The sequence below is a fragment of the Eleftheria terrae genome (assembly GCF_030419005.1).
Lineage (GTDB): Bacteria > Pseudomonadota > Gammaproteobacteria > Burkholderiales > Burkholderiaceae_C > Caldimonas > Caldimonas terrae.
In genome coordinates, this window is sequence record NZ_CP106951.1 from 3,154,489 (window position 1) to 3,170,714 (window position 16,226).

Here is a 16,226-nt window from a genome sequence, read left to right on the forward strand (position 1 = left end):
TTTCAATGTACCCAAAGTCATCCATGACGCAAGCCCGGCCGTCTCGCCCCCAGGCGCCCAGCACCGCTCGGCAGCCCGCCACCCCGGCCGCCGGCCGCCGCACCCAGGTGCGCCGCTCCGGCGTGCACGGCAAGGGGGTCTATGCCCTCACCGCCTTCAAGAAGGGCGAGACCATCATCGAATACCGCGGCGAGGTGATCACCTGGGAGGAGGCGCTGCGCCGCCACCCGCACGACCCCAACGATCCGCACCACACCTTCTACTTCCACATCGACGACGAGCACGTCATCGACGGCAAGTACAAGGGCAATTCGGCGCGCTGGATCAACCACCACTGCGACCCGAACTGCGAGGCCGACGAGGTCGAGGGCCGCGTCTTCGTGAAGGCGCTGCGCAACATCAAGCCGGGCGAAGAGCTGTTCTACGACTACGGCCTGGTGATCGACGCGCGCTACACCGCCAAGCTGAAGAAGGAATACGAGTGCCGTTGCGGCAGCAGCAAGTGCCGCGGCACGATGCTGGCCCCCAAGCGCTGACGACGGCCTTGCCAGGTATTCACGTCCAGCCCTTGTGATGACCACGCTGCACTGGCCCTGCGAGACCCTCTGGGAGCGGCTGGAGCCGCTGTGTCCCGGCCTCAGCGTGGAGGCGGTGGCCGAGGTCGACTCCACCAGCACCCGGCTGCTGGAGCGCGCCCGCGCCGGCGACGCCGCGCCCTGCCTGATGGTGGCGGAGCACCAGCGCGCCGGCCGTGGCCGACAGGGCCGGCCCTGGGCCTCGCAGGCGGGCGCCTCGCTCACGTTCTCGCTCGGCCTGCCCTATGCGCCGCGCGACTGGTCGGGCTTGTCGCTGGCGGTCGGCGTGGCGCTGGCCGAGGCGCTGCCAGCCGGCATCGGCCTGAAGTGGCCCAACGACCTGTGGCTGCTGGACGGTGCCGGCCGCGGCCGCAAGCTCGGCGGCATCCTGATCGAAACCACCGGCTTGCAGGGCAACCCGGCCGGCCGTTACGCATTGGTCGGGGTGGGCCTCAACATCCGGCCGGTCGACGCGCCCGACGCCCGCAACCGCGTGGGCGCGCTGCAGGAGCTGGATGCCACCCTCACCGCACCCGACGTGCTCCAGCGGGTGGCCCTGCCGCTGCTGGCCGCGCTGCTGCGCTTCGAGTCGGAGGGGTTCGATCCGTTTGCCGATCGCTTCGCCATGCTGGATGTGCTGCGCGGGGTGCCGGTGCGCACCAGCCATGAGGATCCGCTGCAAGGCATCGGCGCGGGCGTTGATCGCAAGGGGGCGTTGCTGCTGCAGACCGCGGCCGGGGTGCAGGCCATCGAAAGCGGGGAAGTGAGCGTGAGGCCATGCTGAGATTGATCGTGCTCCTGCTGCTGCTGGGCAACCTCGGCTTCTATGCCTGGAGCCATGGCCACCTGGGCGGCTTGGTCGGCCAGGCGTCCGACCAGCGTGAACCGGAGCGCCTGCAGCGTCAGGTGCGCCCCGAGGCGATCCACCTGCCAAACGACACAGCCGGCCGTGGCGCCGCCGCCGAGCCGGCTTCCCTGCCCGTGGCGCTGCCACCGGCGTCGCCATCAGGAGGGGCCGACGCTGCGGGCACCGCCCCTTCCGGCACCGGACTGCCGATGGCCGAGGCTGCGTCGGCCGTTCCGGTGGTGGCCGTGGCCGCCGCCACCCAGGCGGCCGAAGCTGCGCCGGCGCCGCCCGCGCCCGTGCCGGCCGACAGCCGCTGCATGGAGGCCGGCCCCTTCGCGGAGGCCGACTTCGGCACCACCCGCGCGCTGCTGCGCAGCGAGCTGCCGGCCGACGCCTGGCGCGCCATCCGCCATGAGAAGGCGGGCGTCTTCATGCTCTACCTGGGCCGATTCCCGACACGCGAAGCGATGCTGCGCCGGCAGACGGAGCTGCGGCCGCTGGGCATCAAGTCGGAGGAGGTGCGCAACTCGCCGGGCTTCGAGTTCGGCCTCTCGCTGGGCCGCTATACCGAACGCAAGGAGGCCGACGCCCGGCTCGATGAACTGGTGAAGAAAGGCCTGCGCGCGGCGCGGCTGGTGACCATCACCCCGCCGGTAAGCACCTATGTGGTGCGGGTGCCGGTGGCCGACACCGCGCTGCAGGGCCGCCTGGCGGCCCTCAGGCCGCGGCTGGGCGGGCGCAGCTTTGCGGCCTGCCGGGGCGCTGCCGCGGCCTGAGCCGCCTCGTCCCCTGGGCCAGCGCGCGCCTCGCAACGAGGCGCGCCACGTGCCGGATCCGTCATCTGGCGATCGGCCCTTGGGCAACCAGGCCCTCTCCAGCGAGCGGACTGCCGGCGCGTCCAGAGCCATGCAGGCCTGCCGCTTCCCGGCTGCTGTCCGCCGCCGCTTTTAAGGTAGGGGTGCCGCGCCGCCCAACGCGGCGATAGATCTGCGCTCAGGCAGTGGCCGCTGCCCGCCGGCTGCGCTGCGCCAGTCCGGCGACCAGTGCGAGGCCGGCCAACCAGCCCCAGCCGAGCGCGCCGCCGCCACCACCACTGTCGCTGACGGAGCCGGCATCGGGGTTGTGGAACACCGGCGCGGCGCTGGGATCGGCTGCGTACTGCAAGGCCTTCTCGGCATCCAGGATGCCGGCGCCGCAAGTCGTGGTCGTGCAATAGCAGCGGCCCTGCTTGCGCTGGGCGTCACATTGCTCCAGCGTGGAGTACTGGCTGGTCGTGACGTGCGGCCGTGCGGTCGACTTGATGCCGTGCACCAGCTGATCCAGCGTCAGCGACGGGTTGCGCGCCAGCATCAGCGAAGCCACGCCCGCGACCACCGGCGTGGAGAAGCTGGTGCCGTAGGACGCCCCGTAGTTGTTGGTGCCCGGCCCACGGGTGCCGTCGTTGGAGGCGGTGTACAGGCCGCCGTCGGTGGCCTTCAGGGAGCCGTCTTCAGTGTCGCCGCCGACGGTGGTGATGCCGATCTGCGGGCCGAGGCTGGCATAGACCGTCTTGAAGCCGTCGCGGTTGATCGCACCCACGCCGAGCACGCCCGGGCAGCGCGCCGGCCTGCCCACCGGGCCCAGGTCGTTGCCACCGGCGGCGATGATCAGCACGCCCATGCGGTTCAGTTCGTTGATGGTGTCCTGGTACGGCGCGCAGCTCTGCTCGCTGCTGCCGAAGCTGAGGTTGATCAGCCGCACCGGGTGCGGGTTCTTCGGTGCCCCCGACACCGACAGCCCGGCCGCCCAGCGCATGCCGTCCACGATGTCGCTGACCAGCGCGCCGCACTTGCCGGCAATGCGCACCGAGACGATGCGCACGTTGCGGTTGATGCCAGCGACACCGATGCTGTTGCCGGTGTCGGCGCCGATCTGCGCCGCGATCTTGGTGCCGTGCCAGGAGCTTTCTTCCTCCGGCTCGCCCGAGCCGCATTCGCCTGCATCCACACCGTCGCCGGGGTCGGAGAAGTCCTCGTCGCGGCCGTCGCCATCCCCGGTGGGATTGCTGGTGCCGTTGCTGCCCAGGCTCATCAGGTCATAGCCGGAAGTGAAGCGCTCACCTTGCAGGTCAGGGTGGCTGCGCAGCAGACCGGTGTCCAGCACCGCAACGCTGATGTCACCGCCCGTCGTGACCTGCCACGCCCCCGCGATATTCGGCACGCCACGGCTGCCGGCGCCGGGCGCCGCGCTCAGCCACCACTGCTGGCCGTAGTGCGTGTCGTTCGGCGCGGCGACCTGCAGGCGGTGCTCCCGCACATTGGGCACCGCCCATTCGACATTCGCGTCCTGCGCCAGCTCCCGCGCCAGACGGTCGGCCTCGGCCCGTTCCAGCGGCCGGCTCCATTGCACCCAATGGGCGCCGGTGCCAACCGGCCGCACCTCACCCATCGCAAGCGACTTGCCGGAGAAGACCTGGGCCAGCCGTTCGCGCGCCACCTGCTGCGGCACCTCGCGGCCAGGCAGCGACGGCGCCTGCGGTTTGAGCTTCACCAGCACGCCAAAGGCGGGCGCCGCTGAGGAGGACGGGGTGGCGACAGCCTGTGCAGCCACAGCGCAAGGCAGCGCCAGGGACAGCAGGCAGGCGGACAGGAGGCAGGCGGACAGGAGGCGGCGGCGAGAGGACGGCGACATGGGATCGATTATGAGAGAGAGGACCAGTCACGCGGAAACTCTGCCCATGCAGAAGCCCTACCGCAGTTCGGCGGCACCGGGCGTCGCGGGAGGACGGGGCGAATACGCGCGTTCCGGACCGATTGTCACTCACCCAGCAGCCAGCGTGCCGAGACGACAGACGGTCGCCGTAAGGTGATGTTCGGGCGCCACGCCAAGCCGGGAGTGGCGACGCGCCGCCGCCGTACCCAGAAAAAAGGGCCCCCGCGGGGCCCTTGCGACCAGCCCGGAGGCCGGCAGATCGGCAGCATTGTCTTGCCGCTGTTACGACTTACTTGGCGCCCATCAGGGCCACGGTGGTGTCCAGCATGCGGTTGCTGAAGCCCCACTCGTTGTCGTACCAGCTCGACACCTTGACCAGGCGGCCGCTGACCTTGGTCAGGGTCGCGTCGAAGGTGCTGGAGGCCGGGTTGTGGTTGAAGTCCACGCTCACCAGCGGGGCGGTGTTGTAGCCCAGGATGCCCTTCAGCTCGCCTTCGGCCGCGTCCTTCAGGATCTGGTTCACTTCCTCGACGGTGGTGTCGCGCTTGGCGATGAAGCTCAGGTCGACGATGGACACGTTGATGGTCGGCACGCGGATCGCGAAGCCGTCCAGCTTGCCGTTGAGCTCGGGCAGCACCAGGCCGACCGCGGCAGCCGCGCCGGTCTTGGTGGGGATCATGCTCTGCGTGGCGCTGCGCGCGCGGCGCAGGTCTTCGTGGTAGACGTCCGTCAGCACCTGGTCATTGGTGTAGGCGTGGATGGTCGTCATCAGGCCGGTTTCCAGGCCGATCTTGTCGTGCAGCGGCTTGACCAGCGGTGCCAGGCAGTTGGTGGTGCAGCTGGCGTTGGAGATCACCGTGTCGCTCGCCTTCAGCACGCCGTGGTTGACGCCGTAGACCACCGTCGCGTCCACGTCCTTGCCGCCGGGCGCGGAGATGATGACCTTCTTGGCGCCGCCCTTCAGGTGGGCACTTGCCTTTTCCTTGCTGGTGAAGAAGCCGGTGCACTCCATCACCACGTCCACGCCCAGCTCGCCCCACGGCAGCTCGGCCGGGTTGCGGTTGGCCAGCACGCGGATCTTGTCGCCGTTGACGATCATGTAGTCGCCTTCGACGCTGACCTCGCCCGGGAAGGGACCGTGCGCGGTGTCGTACTTGGTCAGGTGCGCATTGGTCTTGGGGTCGCCCAGGTCATTGATCGCGACGATCTCGATGTCGTGCTTCTTGCCGCCCTCGTAGTGCGCGCGCAGCACGTTGCGGCCGATGCGGCCGTAGCCGTTGATGGCAACCTTGATGGTCATTGTCTTCTCTCCTGTGATGATGGGAAAAACCGGGGGGCCGCCGCGCGAAGCGGCCACGCCGGCCGCCCCGCGCCGCCGGCCGTCAAGCCTTCTTCAGGACCACGCGCACCGTGTCCGCGACGTTCTGCGCCGTGAAGCCGAAGTGCTTGAACAGCACGCCGGCCGGCGCCGATTCGCCGAAGGTGTCGATGCCGACCACCGCGTCGACGCGGTACTTCCACCAGAAATCGGTGACGCCGGCCTCGACCGCCACGCGCGGCAGCCCCTCGGGCAGCACGGCGCGCTTGTAGGCGACGGCCTGGCGGTCGAACACGTTGGTGGAGGGCATGGACACCACGCGCACCGCGATGCCGTCCTTGGCCAGCTCGGCCTGAGCATGCAGCGCCAGCTGCACCTCGGAGCCAGTGGCGATCAGCACGGCCTGCGCCTTCTTCTTCAGGCCCACCTCGGCCGGCTCGGCCAGCACGTAGGCGCCTTTGGAGATGTCCTCCAGGCCGGCCTTGGGAGCGTAGGGCAGGTTCTGGCGCGACAGCAGCAGCGCGCTCGGGCGCTGGCGGTTCTCGATCGCGCAGGCCCAGGCCACCGCGGTCTCGGCGGTGTCGGCCGGGCGCCACACGTCCAGGCCGGGGATCAGGCGCAGCGAGGCGGCATGCTCGATGGACTGGTGGGTGGGGCCGTCCTCGCCGAGGCCGATGGAGTCGTGCGTGAAGACGTGGATCACCCGCAGCTTCATCAGCGCGGCCATGCGGATGGCGTTGCGCGAGTAGTCGCTGAAGGTGAGGAAGGTGCCGCCGTAGGGGATGTAGCCGCCATGCAGCGCGACGCCGTTCATGATGGCGGCCATGCCAAACTCGCGCACACCGTAGTTGATGTGGCGGCCGCCGTTGCCCTTGCCGTCGGCATCGAAGCGCAGCGCGGGGGTCGACTTGGTGTTGGTCAGGTTGGAGCCGGTCAGGTCGGCCGAGCCGCCCAGCAGCTCGGGCAGCTCGGCGGTGAAGGCCTCCAGCGCGAGCTGGCTGGCCTTGCGGCTGGCGACCGTCTCCGCCTTGGCATGGGCGCCGACCGCGGTGTCCACCGCCACCTGCGCGAACTGCTTGGGCAGCTCGCCCTTCATGCGGCGCTCGAACTCGGCGGCCAGCTCGGGGTGCTCGGCGCGGTAGCCTTCGAAGGTGGCGTTCCAGGCCTGCTCGGTGGCGCCGCCGCGGGTCTTGCCGTCCCAGGCTTCATAGGCCTCGGCAGGCACCAGGAAGGGCTCATGGGGCCAGCCCAGCGCCTCGCGGGTGCCGCGGATCTCCTCGGCGCCCAGGGCCTCGCCGTGCGCCTTGGCGGTGCCGGCGCGGGTCGGGGCGCCCTTGCCGATGATGGTCTTGCAGACGATCAGGCTCGGCCGGTCGGTGCTCAGCTTGGCCTTGGCAATGGCCTGGTCCACCGCATCCACGTCATGGCCGTCGACCGGGCCGATGACGTTCCAGCCATAGGCCTCGAAACGCTTGGGCGTGTCGTCGATGAACCAGGGGGCGACCTCGCCGTCGATGGAGATGCCGTTGTCGTCGTACAGCGCGATCAGCTTGTTCAGCTTCCAGGCGCCGGCCAGCGCGCAGGCTTCGTGGCTGATGCCTTCCATCAGGCAGCCGTCACCCATGAAGACATAGGTGTGGTGGTTGACGATGTCGTAGCCGGGGCGGTTGAACTCCTCGGCCAGCAGCTTCTCGGCCAGCGCGAAGCCGACTGCGTTGGTGATGCCCTGGCCCAGCGGGCCGGTGGTGGTCTCGACACCGGGGGTGATGCCCACCTCGGGGTGCCCCGGCGTCTTGCTGTGCAGCGTGCGGAAGCCCTTGAGCTCCTCGATTGGCAGCGGGTAGCCGGTCAGGTGCAGCAGCGCGTAGATCAGCATCGAGCCGTGGCCGTTGGACAGCACGAAGCGATCACGGTCGAACCACTGGGGGTTGGCGGGGTTGTGGCGCAGGTGGCGGTTCCACAGCGCCACCGCGATGTCGGCCATGCCCATCGGGGCGCCCGGATGACCGGAATTGGCTTGTTGCACTGCATCCATTGCCAACGCGCGGATTGCGTTGGCCATCAGGGTCGTATCGGCCATGCGGAACCTGTTCAGACTGCCTCCCGCCGGAACGCTGCGGCCAGCGCGCAAGCGGAAGTTCAAAGGGTTTGGGAGGAAGCCCGGATTGTAAAGGCCGCCCGATAATCACCGGGCGCGACCGAAACCCGTTTGATTTCATCCCCCGCTCCCATGTCGATGTTCCCCCTCGCCCGCCCTGCACCGCGGCCTGCGCCCAGCGGCGCCGTCAGCGAGTGCTCCCACCCTGCCGAAGGCGCCCGCACCGCCGGGCTCGGCATGGAGGCCGCCTCTTGAGCGCCACCAACCTGAAGGCCATTGTGCTGGCCGCCGGCCGCGGCGAGCGCATGCGCCCGCTGACCGACCACACGCCCAAGCCCTTGCTCGAAGTGCATGGCAAGCCGCTGATCGTCTGGCACCTGGAGGCACTGGCCCGCGACGGCGTGCGCGAGGTCGTCATCAACACCGCCTGGCTGGAGGAGCGCTTCCCCGCCGCACTGGGCGACGGCTCACGCTGGGGCCTGAAGCTGCACTACTCGATGGAAGGCCGCGACCACGGCGGCGCGCTGGAGACCGCCGGCGGCATCGCCAGCGCCCTGCCCTGGCTGGGCGAGGCCTTCTGGGTGGTGTCGGGCGACATCTACTGCCCCGGTTTCCGCTTCGATGCCGGGCTGGCGCACGACTTCACCGCCAGTGACCGGCTGGCCCAGCTGTGGCTGGTGCCCAACCCGGACTTCCACCCCCGGGGTGATTTCGGGATCTCCGCCGATGGCCTTGGCCTGGCCGACGGGCCGGGCCCGGACGGCCGCCGCTGGACCTACAGCAACCTCGCCCTGCTGCGGGCCGAGCTGTGCCGCGGCGTGCCGAGCGGCACGCGCGCACCGCTCGGGCCGCTGCTGTTCGAGGGCATGCGGCAGGGCCGCATCGGCGTGACGGCCTACCCGGGCCGCTGGGAGAACGTCGGCACGCCCCAGCAGCTGGCGGCGCTCAATGCCTCACCGCTGGGGGAGGATGCGCCATGAACCCGCTGCGCCCCTTGCAACGCACTTGCATGCGCGACATCCACCGCAGCGGGGTGAGGCCATGAGCGCCGGCAGCATGCTGGCCCTGCTGGCCTGCCTGGCCGCGGCCTTCGGGCTGGAGCAGCTGGTCGTGCGCATGGTGCGCGCGGTGCTGCAGGCAAGCGCCCCGCTGTCGGGCGACCAGGCGGACTCCTTCACCTACGACCGCATGCCGTGGACCTTCGGCGAACGCGACCTGGCCTGGCTCTGGCTGGCCCTGGTCGCCGCTGCGGCGGCCGGCTGGAGCGCCTTCCATTTCCAGCAGTACCTGTTGCTGCTGCCGGCCATTCTGGCCTGGGGTGCCGCCCTCGCCTGGGACCTGTGGAGCTGGGAGCGGGTGGCGGCCAGCGTGAAGCTGGTCAGCTGGCGGCGCGGCTGGCGCCAGTCGGTACGGCAGGTGCCGATCTCCCGGCTGGCCGACGTGACGGTGCACGAGAAGCCTGGCCGCGGCCCGGCCGGCGTGTGCCGCCTGGTGCTGACGCTGGACGACGGCAAGATCGTCAAGCTGCCCCGCTGCAGCAGCTGGGGTGGCCTGGGACGCGCCGAAGACGTGGCCAACTTCATCCGGCTGCAGATGCAGCAGGTGCAGGACATGCGCCGCCGCGCCAGCAACGACCGCCGTCGCGGTCGCCCGGCGGTGGACCCGGTGGAGCGCGAACTGCGGGCCAAGCTGAAGGCCTTGCGCGAAGGCCGCACGGCCAGCGCCGACACGGCGCCGCAAGACCTCGGCTGACGCGCCCGCGCCCACCTGCGGTGGGCAGCGCGGGCGGGCGCCGGCGCTCAGCGAGCCAGGTCCAGCGTCAGCTCGTCGATGCGCTGCATCACCTCCGGCGTCAGCTTGGGCAGCAGGTCCACCGCCTTCAGGTTGTCCTGCAGCTGGCTCAGGCGGGAGGCGCCGGTGATGACGGTGCTGACATGCGGGTTGCGAGCGCACCAGGCGATGGCCAGCTGCGCCACCGTCCCGCCCAGGTCGCGCGCCAGGCCGTCGAGCCGGGCCACCGCCTCGTTGCGCGCGGTGTCGGTGAGCTGGTCGCGCAGGAAGGCCATGGTCTGCATCGCGCCGCGGCTGTCATCCGGGATGCCGCCGCGGTACTTGCCCGTCAGCAGCCCCGAAGCGAGCGGGCTCCAGGTGGTGAGGCCCAGGCCCAGGTCCTCGTAGAGGCGGGCATATTCCTTCTCGACCCGCCGGCGGTGGAACAGGTGGTACTGCGGCTGCTCCATCACCGGCTTGTGCAGGTGGTGGCGCTCGGCAATCTCCCAGGCCGCGCGGATTTCCTCGGCCGACCATTCGCTGGTGCCCCAATAGAGCGCCTTGCCCTGCCGGATCATGTCGCTCATGGCCCACACGGTTTCCTCGATCGGCGTGTGCGGGTCCGGCCGGTGGCAGAACACCAGGTCCACATGCTCCAGCTGCAGGCGCTGCAGCGAGCCGTCGATGGCCTGCATCAGGTACTTGCGGTTGAGGGTGTTCTTGCGGTTGGGGCCCTCGGCCAGGCCCCAGTAGAACTTGGTGGAGACGATGTAGCTCATGCGCGGCCAGCCGAGCGCCTTGAAGGCCTCGCCCATCACCACCTCGCTCTGGCCGGCGGCATAGGCTTCGGCGTTGTCGAAGAAGTTGACGCCGGCTTCGTAGGCGGCTGCCATGCACTCGCGCGCAGCCTTCACGTCGATCTGGTTGGCATAGGTCACCCAGGAGCCGAAGGACAGCTCGCTGACCTGCAGGCCGGCGCGGCCCAGACGTCGATATTGCATCTTTGTGTCTCTCTGTGGTTGAACGGGCACGGCGCCCGGTACGGCGATAGACTGGCCAGACTACTGGCTGCCCCCATCCCCCATGGATCGCTCAACTTATTCCCGCAGACGCATGGAAGTGGCGCGCGTGTTGCGCGAAGGCGGAGGCGGCGTGGCCGTGCTGCCGACAGCGCCCGAGCGCATTCGCAACCGCGACACCCACTACCCCTACCGGCACGACAGCTACTTCTACTACCTCACCGGCTTCACCGAGCCGGACAGCTGGCTGGTGATCGACGAGCAGGGCCGCAGCACGCTGTTCTGCCGGCCGCGCGACCCCGAGCGCGAGATCTGGGACGGCTATCGCCTGGGACCCGAAGCGGCCCCGGCGGCGCTGGGCGTGGATGCCGCATTCCCAGTCGAGGCTCTCGACGAGCAGCTGCCCCTGCTGCTGGCCGACCGTGCGGCGGTGCACTACCCGTTCGGCCTGCATGTCGGCCTTGAAAACCGCGTGGAAGGCTGGCTGGCGCAACTGCGTGCGCAGGAGCGCCGGGGCGTCGCGGCGCCGCGCGCGCTGCGCGACCTGACCGTGGCGCTCGACGACATGCGCCTGGTCAAGGACGAGGGCGAGCTCGCCCTGATGCGGCAGGCCGGCCGCATCTCGGCCGCCGCCCACCTGCGCGCCATGCAGTACAGCGCCCGCTGGATGCGCGAGCCGGGCGGCACCCCCTGGCGCGAATACCACCTCGAAGCGGAGTTGTTGCACGAATTCCGCCGCCGCGGCGCGCAGGCGCCGGCCTATCCCAGCATCGTCGCGGCCGGTGCGAACGCCTGCGTGCTGCACTATGCCGCGGGGGCCACCGAGCTGAAGCCCGGCGAGCTGTGCCTGATCGACGCCGGCTGCGAACTCGATGGCTATGCGAGCGACATCACGCGCACCTTCCCGGTGGATGGCCGCTTCACCGCGCCGCAGCGTGAGCTGTACGAGCTGGTGCTGGCGGCCCAGGAAGCGGCAGTGGCCGCCACCCATCCCGGCGCCCGCCAGCGCGACGCCCACCAGGCCGCCGTGCGGGTGCTGTCCGAAGGCATGCTGGCGCTCGGCCTCCTGAGCCGCGACCGCCACGGCAGCGTGGACGACGTGATTGACAGCGCCGCCTACCGCCAGTTCTTCATGCATGGCACCGGCCACTGGATCGGCATGGACGTGCACGACGTGGGCAACTACCTGCAAGACGACGAGCCGCCGGTGGAGCAGCCCGACGGCATGGGCGGGCGGGTGGTCAAGAAGCCGTCGCGCCGGCTGCAGCCCGGCATGGTGGTGACGCTGGAACCCGGCCTGTACGTGCGGCCCGCCGAGGGGGTGCCGGAGCGCTACTGGAACCTGGGCATCCGCATCGAGGACGATGCGGTCGTCACGCCTGGCGGCTGCGAGCTGATCACGCGTGATGTGCCGGTCGCGCCGGACGAGATCGAGGCGCTGATGCGCGAGGCCTGAGGCCGTTCGGCCGCTCAGGGCGGCGGCCCTGCCAGGCCGCGTTCGTCGAGCCAGAGCCAGGCCGTCACGCCGCGCGGGTAGTAGCGGCTGCCGACCACGCGGCCGCTGTCCACTTGGTCGGAGAAGGCCCACCGGCTGTTGGCCGGGTCCTTCAACCAGCCCGCGTGGGCGGCATCGGCCGCCAGGCCTTCCGCCTGCCATGGCAGGCCGAGGATGGCACGCGCCACATGCTGGCACAGGAAGATCTTCGACAGCCAGGAGTTGCCGCTGGTGGACGACAGCTTCCAGCCGCCGTCCGGAAACAGGCAGACGCCCGGCTTCAACACGGCCTGCAGATGCTGCCTCAGCACCTGCAGCAGCTCGGCATGCGGGCCGTCGAGGGCCAGCGCCTCGCGGCAGCCGGCATGCCAGGGATAGACCAGGCCTTCGATCACCGGGATGACACGCGCGGCCCAACCGGGCGAGGCGGGCTCCAGCACCGCGGGCAGCGCCCCATCGGGCTGCAGATGGGCGCACAGCGTCTGGGCGGCCAGGCGGGCCTGGGTGGCGGCCTGGCCGGCCCCCTCGGCATCGCCCAGTCGCTGCAGCAGGTGCTGCAACAGCACATGGGCGGCCCAGGTCTTGCCGCCCAGGTAGCTGTTGGCTCGCGCCTGGCCGAGCGAGGCGTCCAGGCTGTCGTAAGTGGTGATCTCGCTGCCACCGTCGCAGCGGCTGCTGTCGGCGCCCATCAGGCCGTCGCGCAGGGCCGGCTCCGGATGGTCGCGCTGCTGCAGGCTCGCCAGGCAGCGCTGCAGGGTGGCCCGCTGCTGCAGCAGCCAGACATCATCGCCGCTGGCCTGGGCATAGGCCGCCGCGCACAGCACCCAGTTCAGCAGCTGCTCGTGGCTCATGTAGGAGAAGCAGCCATTCAGGCCGGCTCGCTCGTAGGACGAGCGTCCGGCGGGTGCGAAATTGTTGGCCACCCCCATGTCATGCGTGAAGGCCAGGCCGCCGGGATGCTCGACGGACTCGCCCGGCAGCCGCACCTGATCCTCGTAGCTGTAGCGGCGCCGGTACAGCTCCAGCGTGTCACGCACGGCCCAGGGGTGCTTGGCGAGCTCGAAGAAGAGGTGGTCGACCTGCAGGTCGAAAGTGTTGATCATGCGGTACTCGCCCTCGTTGACCACCCACAGCGGCTGGCCATCGTGCTCCAGCAGCTGGGTGCTGCCGTAGTAGCTGTGCACCGCCTGCGCCAGCAGGAAGCGCTGGTGCTCGTTCAGTCCGGCCGCCGCACGCCAGCGCGCGTCGTCACGTGCTGCGGCGACCACCGCATCGTCGAAGTTCAACAGCGCGTGCCGCGCCACCGCCTCGATGTTGTCGAACAGCCGCGTGTACCAGTAGCGCGCCTGCAGGCCGGTGGTCACCATCCCCTGGCGATAGAAGCAGAGGGCGAAGCGGAAGCGGCTCACATGGCCGGGCGGCGCTTCCACCACCACCAGCCCGGTGTTGCCGAGGAAACTGTCGCGGTTGCCGGCCCGGCTCTCCAGCAGCACGCCGGCGGCATCGAAACCGATGCCGCTCCAGGCCCCGGGCGCCTCGGTGACGATGGCCGTCTCGCCTCCCTGGGCCACGCCCACCAGGGTGCCCGAGCGCAGGTGGCGCAGGCCGCGGCATGGGTCGCTGCCATCAATGCCAATGAAGGCCCTGCGCGGCTTGTGCCCGTGGCGGTTGTCGATCACCAGCTCGGCCCGCACCGCCGGGACCAGCGCGGCTCGCTGGGCCACCAATGGCGCCTCCCGCAGGTCCGGCGCACCCACCACCGGGCTGTAGAGGGTGAAGCCGAGGTCGCCGCAGCGCCATCGATCGGCAGCCAGCGAGAACTCGCGGTCCACTGCCGCCAACGGCCAGGTGGCCAGGGTGCCGGCACGGGCCGGCGTGTCGTCCGACACGGCGTAGCGCAGGACCGCGTCGGCCGCCACCGCATCGCCGGTGAAGGGCAGCAGGTCGAAGCGGGTGGCGCCCGCGGTCACGACATTGTTGCGCTCCAGCCCGATGTAGACCGGCACGCACGGCGGCGCCGCGCGCTCCAGGTCGAAGCCGCCGCTGGCACCCGGGTGACCCAGGGTGAAGCTGGCGAAGGCTCCCAGCGGCGCGTGGTGGGCGTTGAAGGCGTCGTGTTCTGTCATGGCAGCGCGGTCCACAGGTCGGCAGCCATCGTAGGAAGCGGGCTGCAGCGCGGCCATGCTCAAATCACGCCTCGAATTGCACTTTTCTCTGGCCGATGAAACCTTCCTCACACGGCCTGCCGGCCCATGCCGCCGCCGGCATCGCACACAGCGTGCACCTGCCCGACCTGGAGGCCGCCGTCGAACTCACGGGGGCCCACCTGCGCACGGTGAATGAAGGCTGGCGCTATCCCTGGCACGACCATGCCTGCTTCGAGCTGAACCTGGTGACAGCGGGCGAGCAGCGCACGGCGCTGGCCTCGGGCGAGCTGCACCAGCGGCCCGGCGACCTGCTGCTGTTTGCCCCTTTCGATGCGCACTCCAGCCGCAATGCCGGCAGCGGCGCGCTGAGCTACTTCTGCCTCCACTTCGACCTGGACGACCCGCTGCTGCGCCAGATGCTGTGCCGCTCCGGCACCCGCCTGTTCGTGGCCGGCAGCCCGATCGCCCGGGCGCTCACGCCCAAGCTGCAGCGGCTGATCGAGCTGGCGCAAGCCACTCCGCCGCCGGGCACCGACGCCGAGGCACAAGGGCTGCAGCAGCGGCTGGCAGGCCTGTCTGCCTGGTTCGACGTGCTGTCCACCCTCACCGCCTGCCTGCAGGACGAGCTGGCCAGCCACCCGCCGGTGCCGGCCGCCCGGCTTCGGCTGGCCACGCAGCTGTCGCGCTGGATCGAGCAGCAGGTGCAAGACCCCGGGTGCGAGCAGAGCCTGCAGGCGCTGGTGGCGCGGCTGGGCTACAGCGCCAGCCACATCCACCACCTGTTCCGCGAGGTCTTTGGCATGGCGCCGCAGCAGTACCGCACCCGGCTCAAGCACCGGCGCGCGCGGCTGCTGCTGCAGGATGCAACGCTGACCGTCCGCGCGGTGGCCGAGGCGCTGGGCTATGACGACATGGCGCACTTCAGCCGGCAATTCAAGCGCTGGGAGGGCGTGTCGCCGCTGCAGTTCCGGCAGCGAGCGGCCTGAACGAGTGGCATCGGCCCGCCTGCCGCTGCCCCATGGCGGACGCATGCCCCGGCCGCCGCGCCTGCTTCGATAATGCAGACACAAGCGACAAGGATCCCCTCCATGCAAGCTGACCTTCACATTGCCGTCGTCGGTGCCGGGCCGGCCGGCCTGGCGCTGGCCCTGCTGGCGCAACGCGAGCTGCCGCGGGCCCGGCTCTGCGTCTTCGACGCCCGGGATGCCGCGCACGACGTGAGCGGCGATCCGCGCACGCTGGCCCTGTCGCTCGGCAGCGTCCAGCTGCTGCAGCGGCTGGGCGTCTGGTCGCCGGCGGCGGCACAGCCGATCCGCCGCGTGCATGTGTCGCAGCAGCAGGCCAGCGCCCTGCCCGGCCCCTGGGCCGAGGCCGAGGTGGAGATCGATGCGGGCAAGGAAGGCGTGCCCCTGCTCGGCGCCGTGCTGAGCTATGGCGCCCTCGTGGCGCCGCTGCAGCGCGCCTGGGACCAGGCCGTGCTGGCCGAGCCGCATCGCCTGGCCAGCCGATATGGCACCCGGGTGCGCGGCCTCAAGCCGCTGGACGGCGGCGCCGAGGTGGATGCCGACATTGCCGAGCGTTTCGACCTGGTGGTGGTGGCCGAAGGCGGCGTGTTCGCCGAGCAGGCCCGCAAGCCGCTCAGCCGCGATTACCGCCAGGTCGCCTGGGTCGGGCAGGTGGAGGTGGACGGCCTGCCCGAGGGCACCGCCTTCGAGCGCTTCACCTCGCACGGTCCGGCAGCGCTGCTGCCGCTCGGGCCCGGCCGGGCCGCGCTGGTCTGGTGCGTGCCGAACGACGACGACCCGGTGGCACCGCTCGACGACGCGCAACGCGTGGCCGTGATCAACCACGTCATGCCAGAGCGAGCCGGGCGCATCACCGGCATCTCGCCGCTCAAGCGCTTTCCGCTCGGCCTCAATGCCGAGCATTCGCTGTCGCAAGGCCGGGTGGTGCGCATCGGCAATGCCGCGCAAACGCTGCATCCGGTGGCCGGCCAGGGCCTCAACCTGGGCCTGCGTGACGCCTTCGAGCTGGTGCGGCTGCTGGGCCGCGAGGCCAGCGTGGAGAGCGCCTTGCGCCGGCTCGAGCTCAAGCGCGCGCCCGACCGCTGGGGCACCATCGCCACCACCGACTTCCTGGCACGCAGCTTCACCTGGCGGCTGCCGGGGCTGGCTGCCCTGCGCGGCCTCGGCATGGCGGCATTGCAGCGGCTCGGTCCGGCCAAGTCGCTGCTGGCCCGGCAGATGATGTTCGGCCGCCGCTGAGC

13 protein-coding genes are annotated in these 16,226 nt (G+C 70.6%); 8 read left to right on the top strand and 5 right to left on the bottom strand.

The genetic code is table 11. The features are described 5' to 3' along the window. Positions 1-23: 23 nt before the first annotated feature. Genes N7L95_RS13925 through N7L95_RS13935 form a run of 3 tightly spaced genes read left to right on the top strand, consistent with a single transcriptional unit; the run spans position 24 to position 2,198 of the window. Entirely contained in the window at positions 24-536 is a 513-nt protein-coding gene (locus tag N7L95_RS13925) for an SET domain-containing protein (protein ID WP_301255846.1), read from the top strand. 37 nt (positions 537-573) lie between these two features. Then, complete coding sequence (locus tag N7L95_RS13930) at positions 574-1,359, top strand: biotin--[acetyl-CoA-carboxylase] ligase (RefSeq protein WP_301255847.1); 786 nt, start codon at positions 574-576, stop codon at positions 1,357-1,359. Continuing rightward, positions 1,353-2,198 (top strand): hypothetical protein, encoded by an 846-nt coding sequence (locus N7L95_RS13935; RefSeq protein WP_301255848.1) that lies wholly within the window; start codon positions 1,353-1,355, stop codon positions 2,196-2,198. Before N7L95_RS13930 ends, N7L95_RS13935 begins: the two co-directional genes overlap by 7 nt. 217 nt (positions 2,199-2,415) lie before the next feature. Here N7L95_RS13935 and N7L95_RS13940 read toward each other — a convergent pair whose 3' ends face one another. From N7L95_RS13940 to tkt, 3 genes are all read right to left on the bottom strand, one after another. Then, positions 2,416-4,092 carry a S8 family serine peptidase gene (locus tag N7L95_RS13940; RefSeq protein ID WP_301255849.1) on the bottom strand — a complete coding sequence of 559 codons (1,677 nt, stop codon included), beginning with the start codon at positions 4,090-4,092 and terminating at the stop codon, positions 2,416-2,418. 310 nt (positions 4,093-4,402) lie between these two features. Beyond that, positions 4,403-5,413 (bottom strand): type I glyceraldehyde-3-phosphate dehydrogenase, encoded by a 1,011-nt coding sequence (gene gap / locus N7L95_RS13945; protein WP_301255850.1) that lies wholly within the window; start codon positions 5,411-5,413, stop codon positions 4,403-4,405. Positions 5,414-5,495: 82 nt separating this feature from the next. Then, complete coding sequence (gene tkt / locus N7L95_RS13950) at positions 5,496-7,511, bottom strand: transketolase (protein WP_301255851.1); 2,016 nt, start codon at positions 7,509-7,511, stop codon at positions 5,496-5,498. A gap of 323 nt (positions 7,512-7,834) precedes the next feature. Between tkt and N7L95_RS13955 the strand changes: the two genes are divergently transcribed. After that, positions 7,835-8,509 carry a nucleotidyltransferase family protein gene (locus N7L95_RS13955; RefSeq protein WP_301260152.1) on the top strand — a complete coding sequence of 225 codons (675 nt, stop codon included), beginning with the start codon at positions 7,835-7,837 and terminating at the stop codon, positions 8,507-8,509. Between the two features lie 61 nt (positions 8,510-8,570). Then, positions 8,571-9,281 (top strand): hypothetical protein, encoded by a 711-nt coding sequence (locus tag N7L95_RS13960; RefSeq protein ID WP_301255852.1) that lies wholly within the window; start codon positions 8,571-8,573, stop codon positions 9,279-9,281. A 47-nt stretch (positions 9,282-9,328) separates the two neighbouring features. Here N7L95_RS13960 and N7L95_RS13965 read toward each other — a convergent pair whose 3' ends face one another. Beyond that, a complete protein-coding gene (locus N7L95_RS13965; protein ID WP_301255853.1) occupies positions 9,329-10,300 on the bottom strand; it encodes a potassium channel beta subunit family protein in 972 nt (323 codons plus the stop codon). 82 nt (positions 10,301-10,382) lie between these two features. Here N7L95_RS13965 and N7L95_RS13970 point away from each other — a divergent pair, with 82 nt between their 5' ends. Continuing rightward, the gene (locus tag N7L95_RS13970) at positions 10,383-11,774 is read left to right on the top strand and encodes an aminopeptidase P N-terminal domain-containing protein (protein WP_301255854.1); all 1,392 of its coding nucleotides are present in this window, start codon (positions 10,383-10,385) and stop codon (positions 11,772-11,774) included. A gap of 14 nt (positions 11,775-11,788) precedes the next feature. Here the strand turns inward: N7L95_RS13970 and N7L95_RS13975 are convergent, their stop codons facing one another. After that, positions 11,789-13,939: a glycoside hydrolase family 52 protein gene (locus tag N7L95_RS13975; RefSeq protein WP_301255855.1), complete on the bottom strand. Its 2,151-nt coding sequence runs from the start codon at positions 13,937-13,939 to the stop codon at positions 11,789-11,791. Positions 13,940-14,034: 95 nt separating this feature from the next. On the opposite strand from N7L95_RS13975, the gene N7L95_RS13980 reads away from it, so the two are divergent. Then, positions 14,035-14,946: an AraC family transcriptional regulator gene (locus tag N7L95_RS13980; RefSeq protein WP_301255856.1), complete on the top strand. Its 912-nt coding sequence runs from the start codon at positions 14,035-14,037 to the stop codon at positions 14,944-14,946. A gap of 102 nt (positions 14,947-15,048) precedes the next feature. Continuing rightward, positions 15,049-16,224 carry an FAD-dependent monooxygenase gene (locus tag N7L95_RS13985; RefSeq protein WP_301255857.1) on the top strand — a complete coding sequence of 392 codons (1,176 nt, stop codon included), beginning with the start codon at positions 15,049-15,051 and terminating at the stop codon, positions 16,222-16,224. Positions 16,225-16,226: the final 2 nt, after the last annotated feature.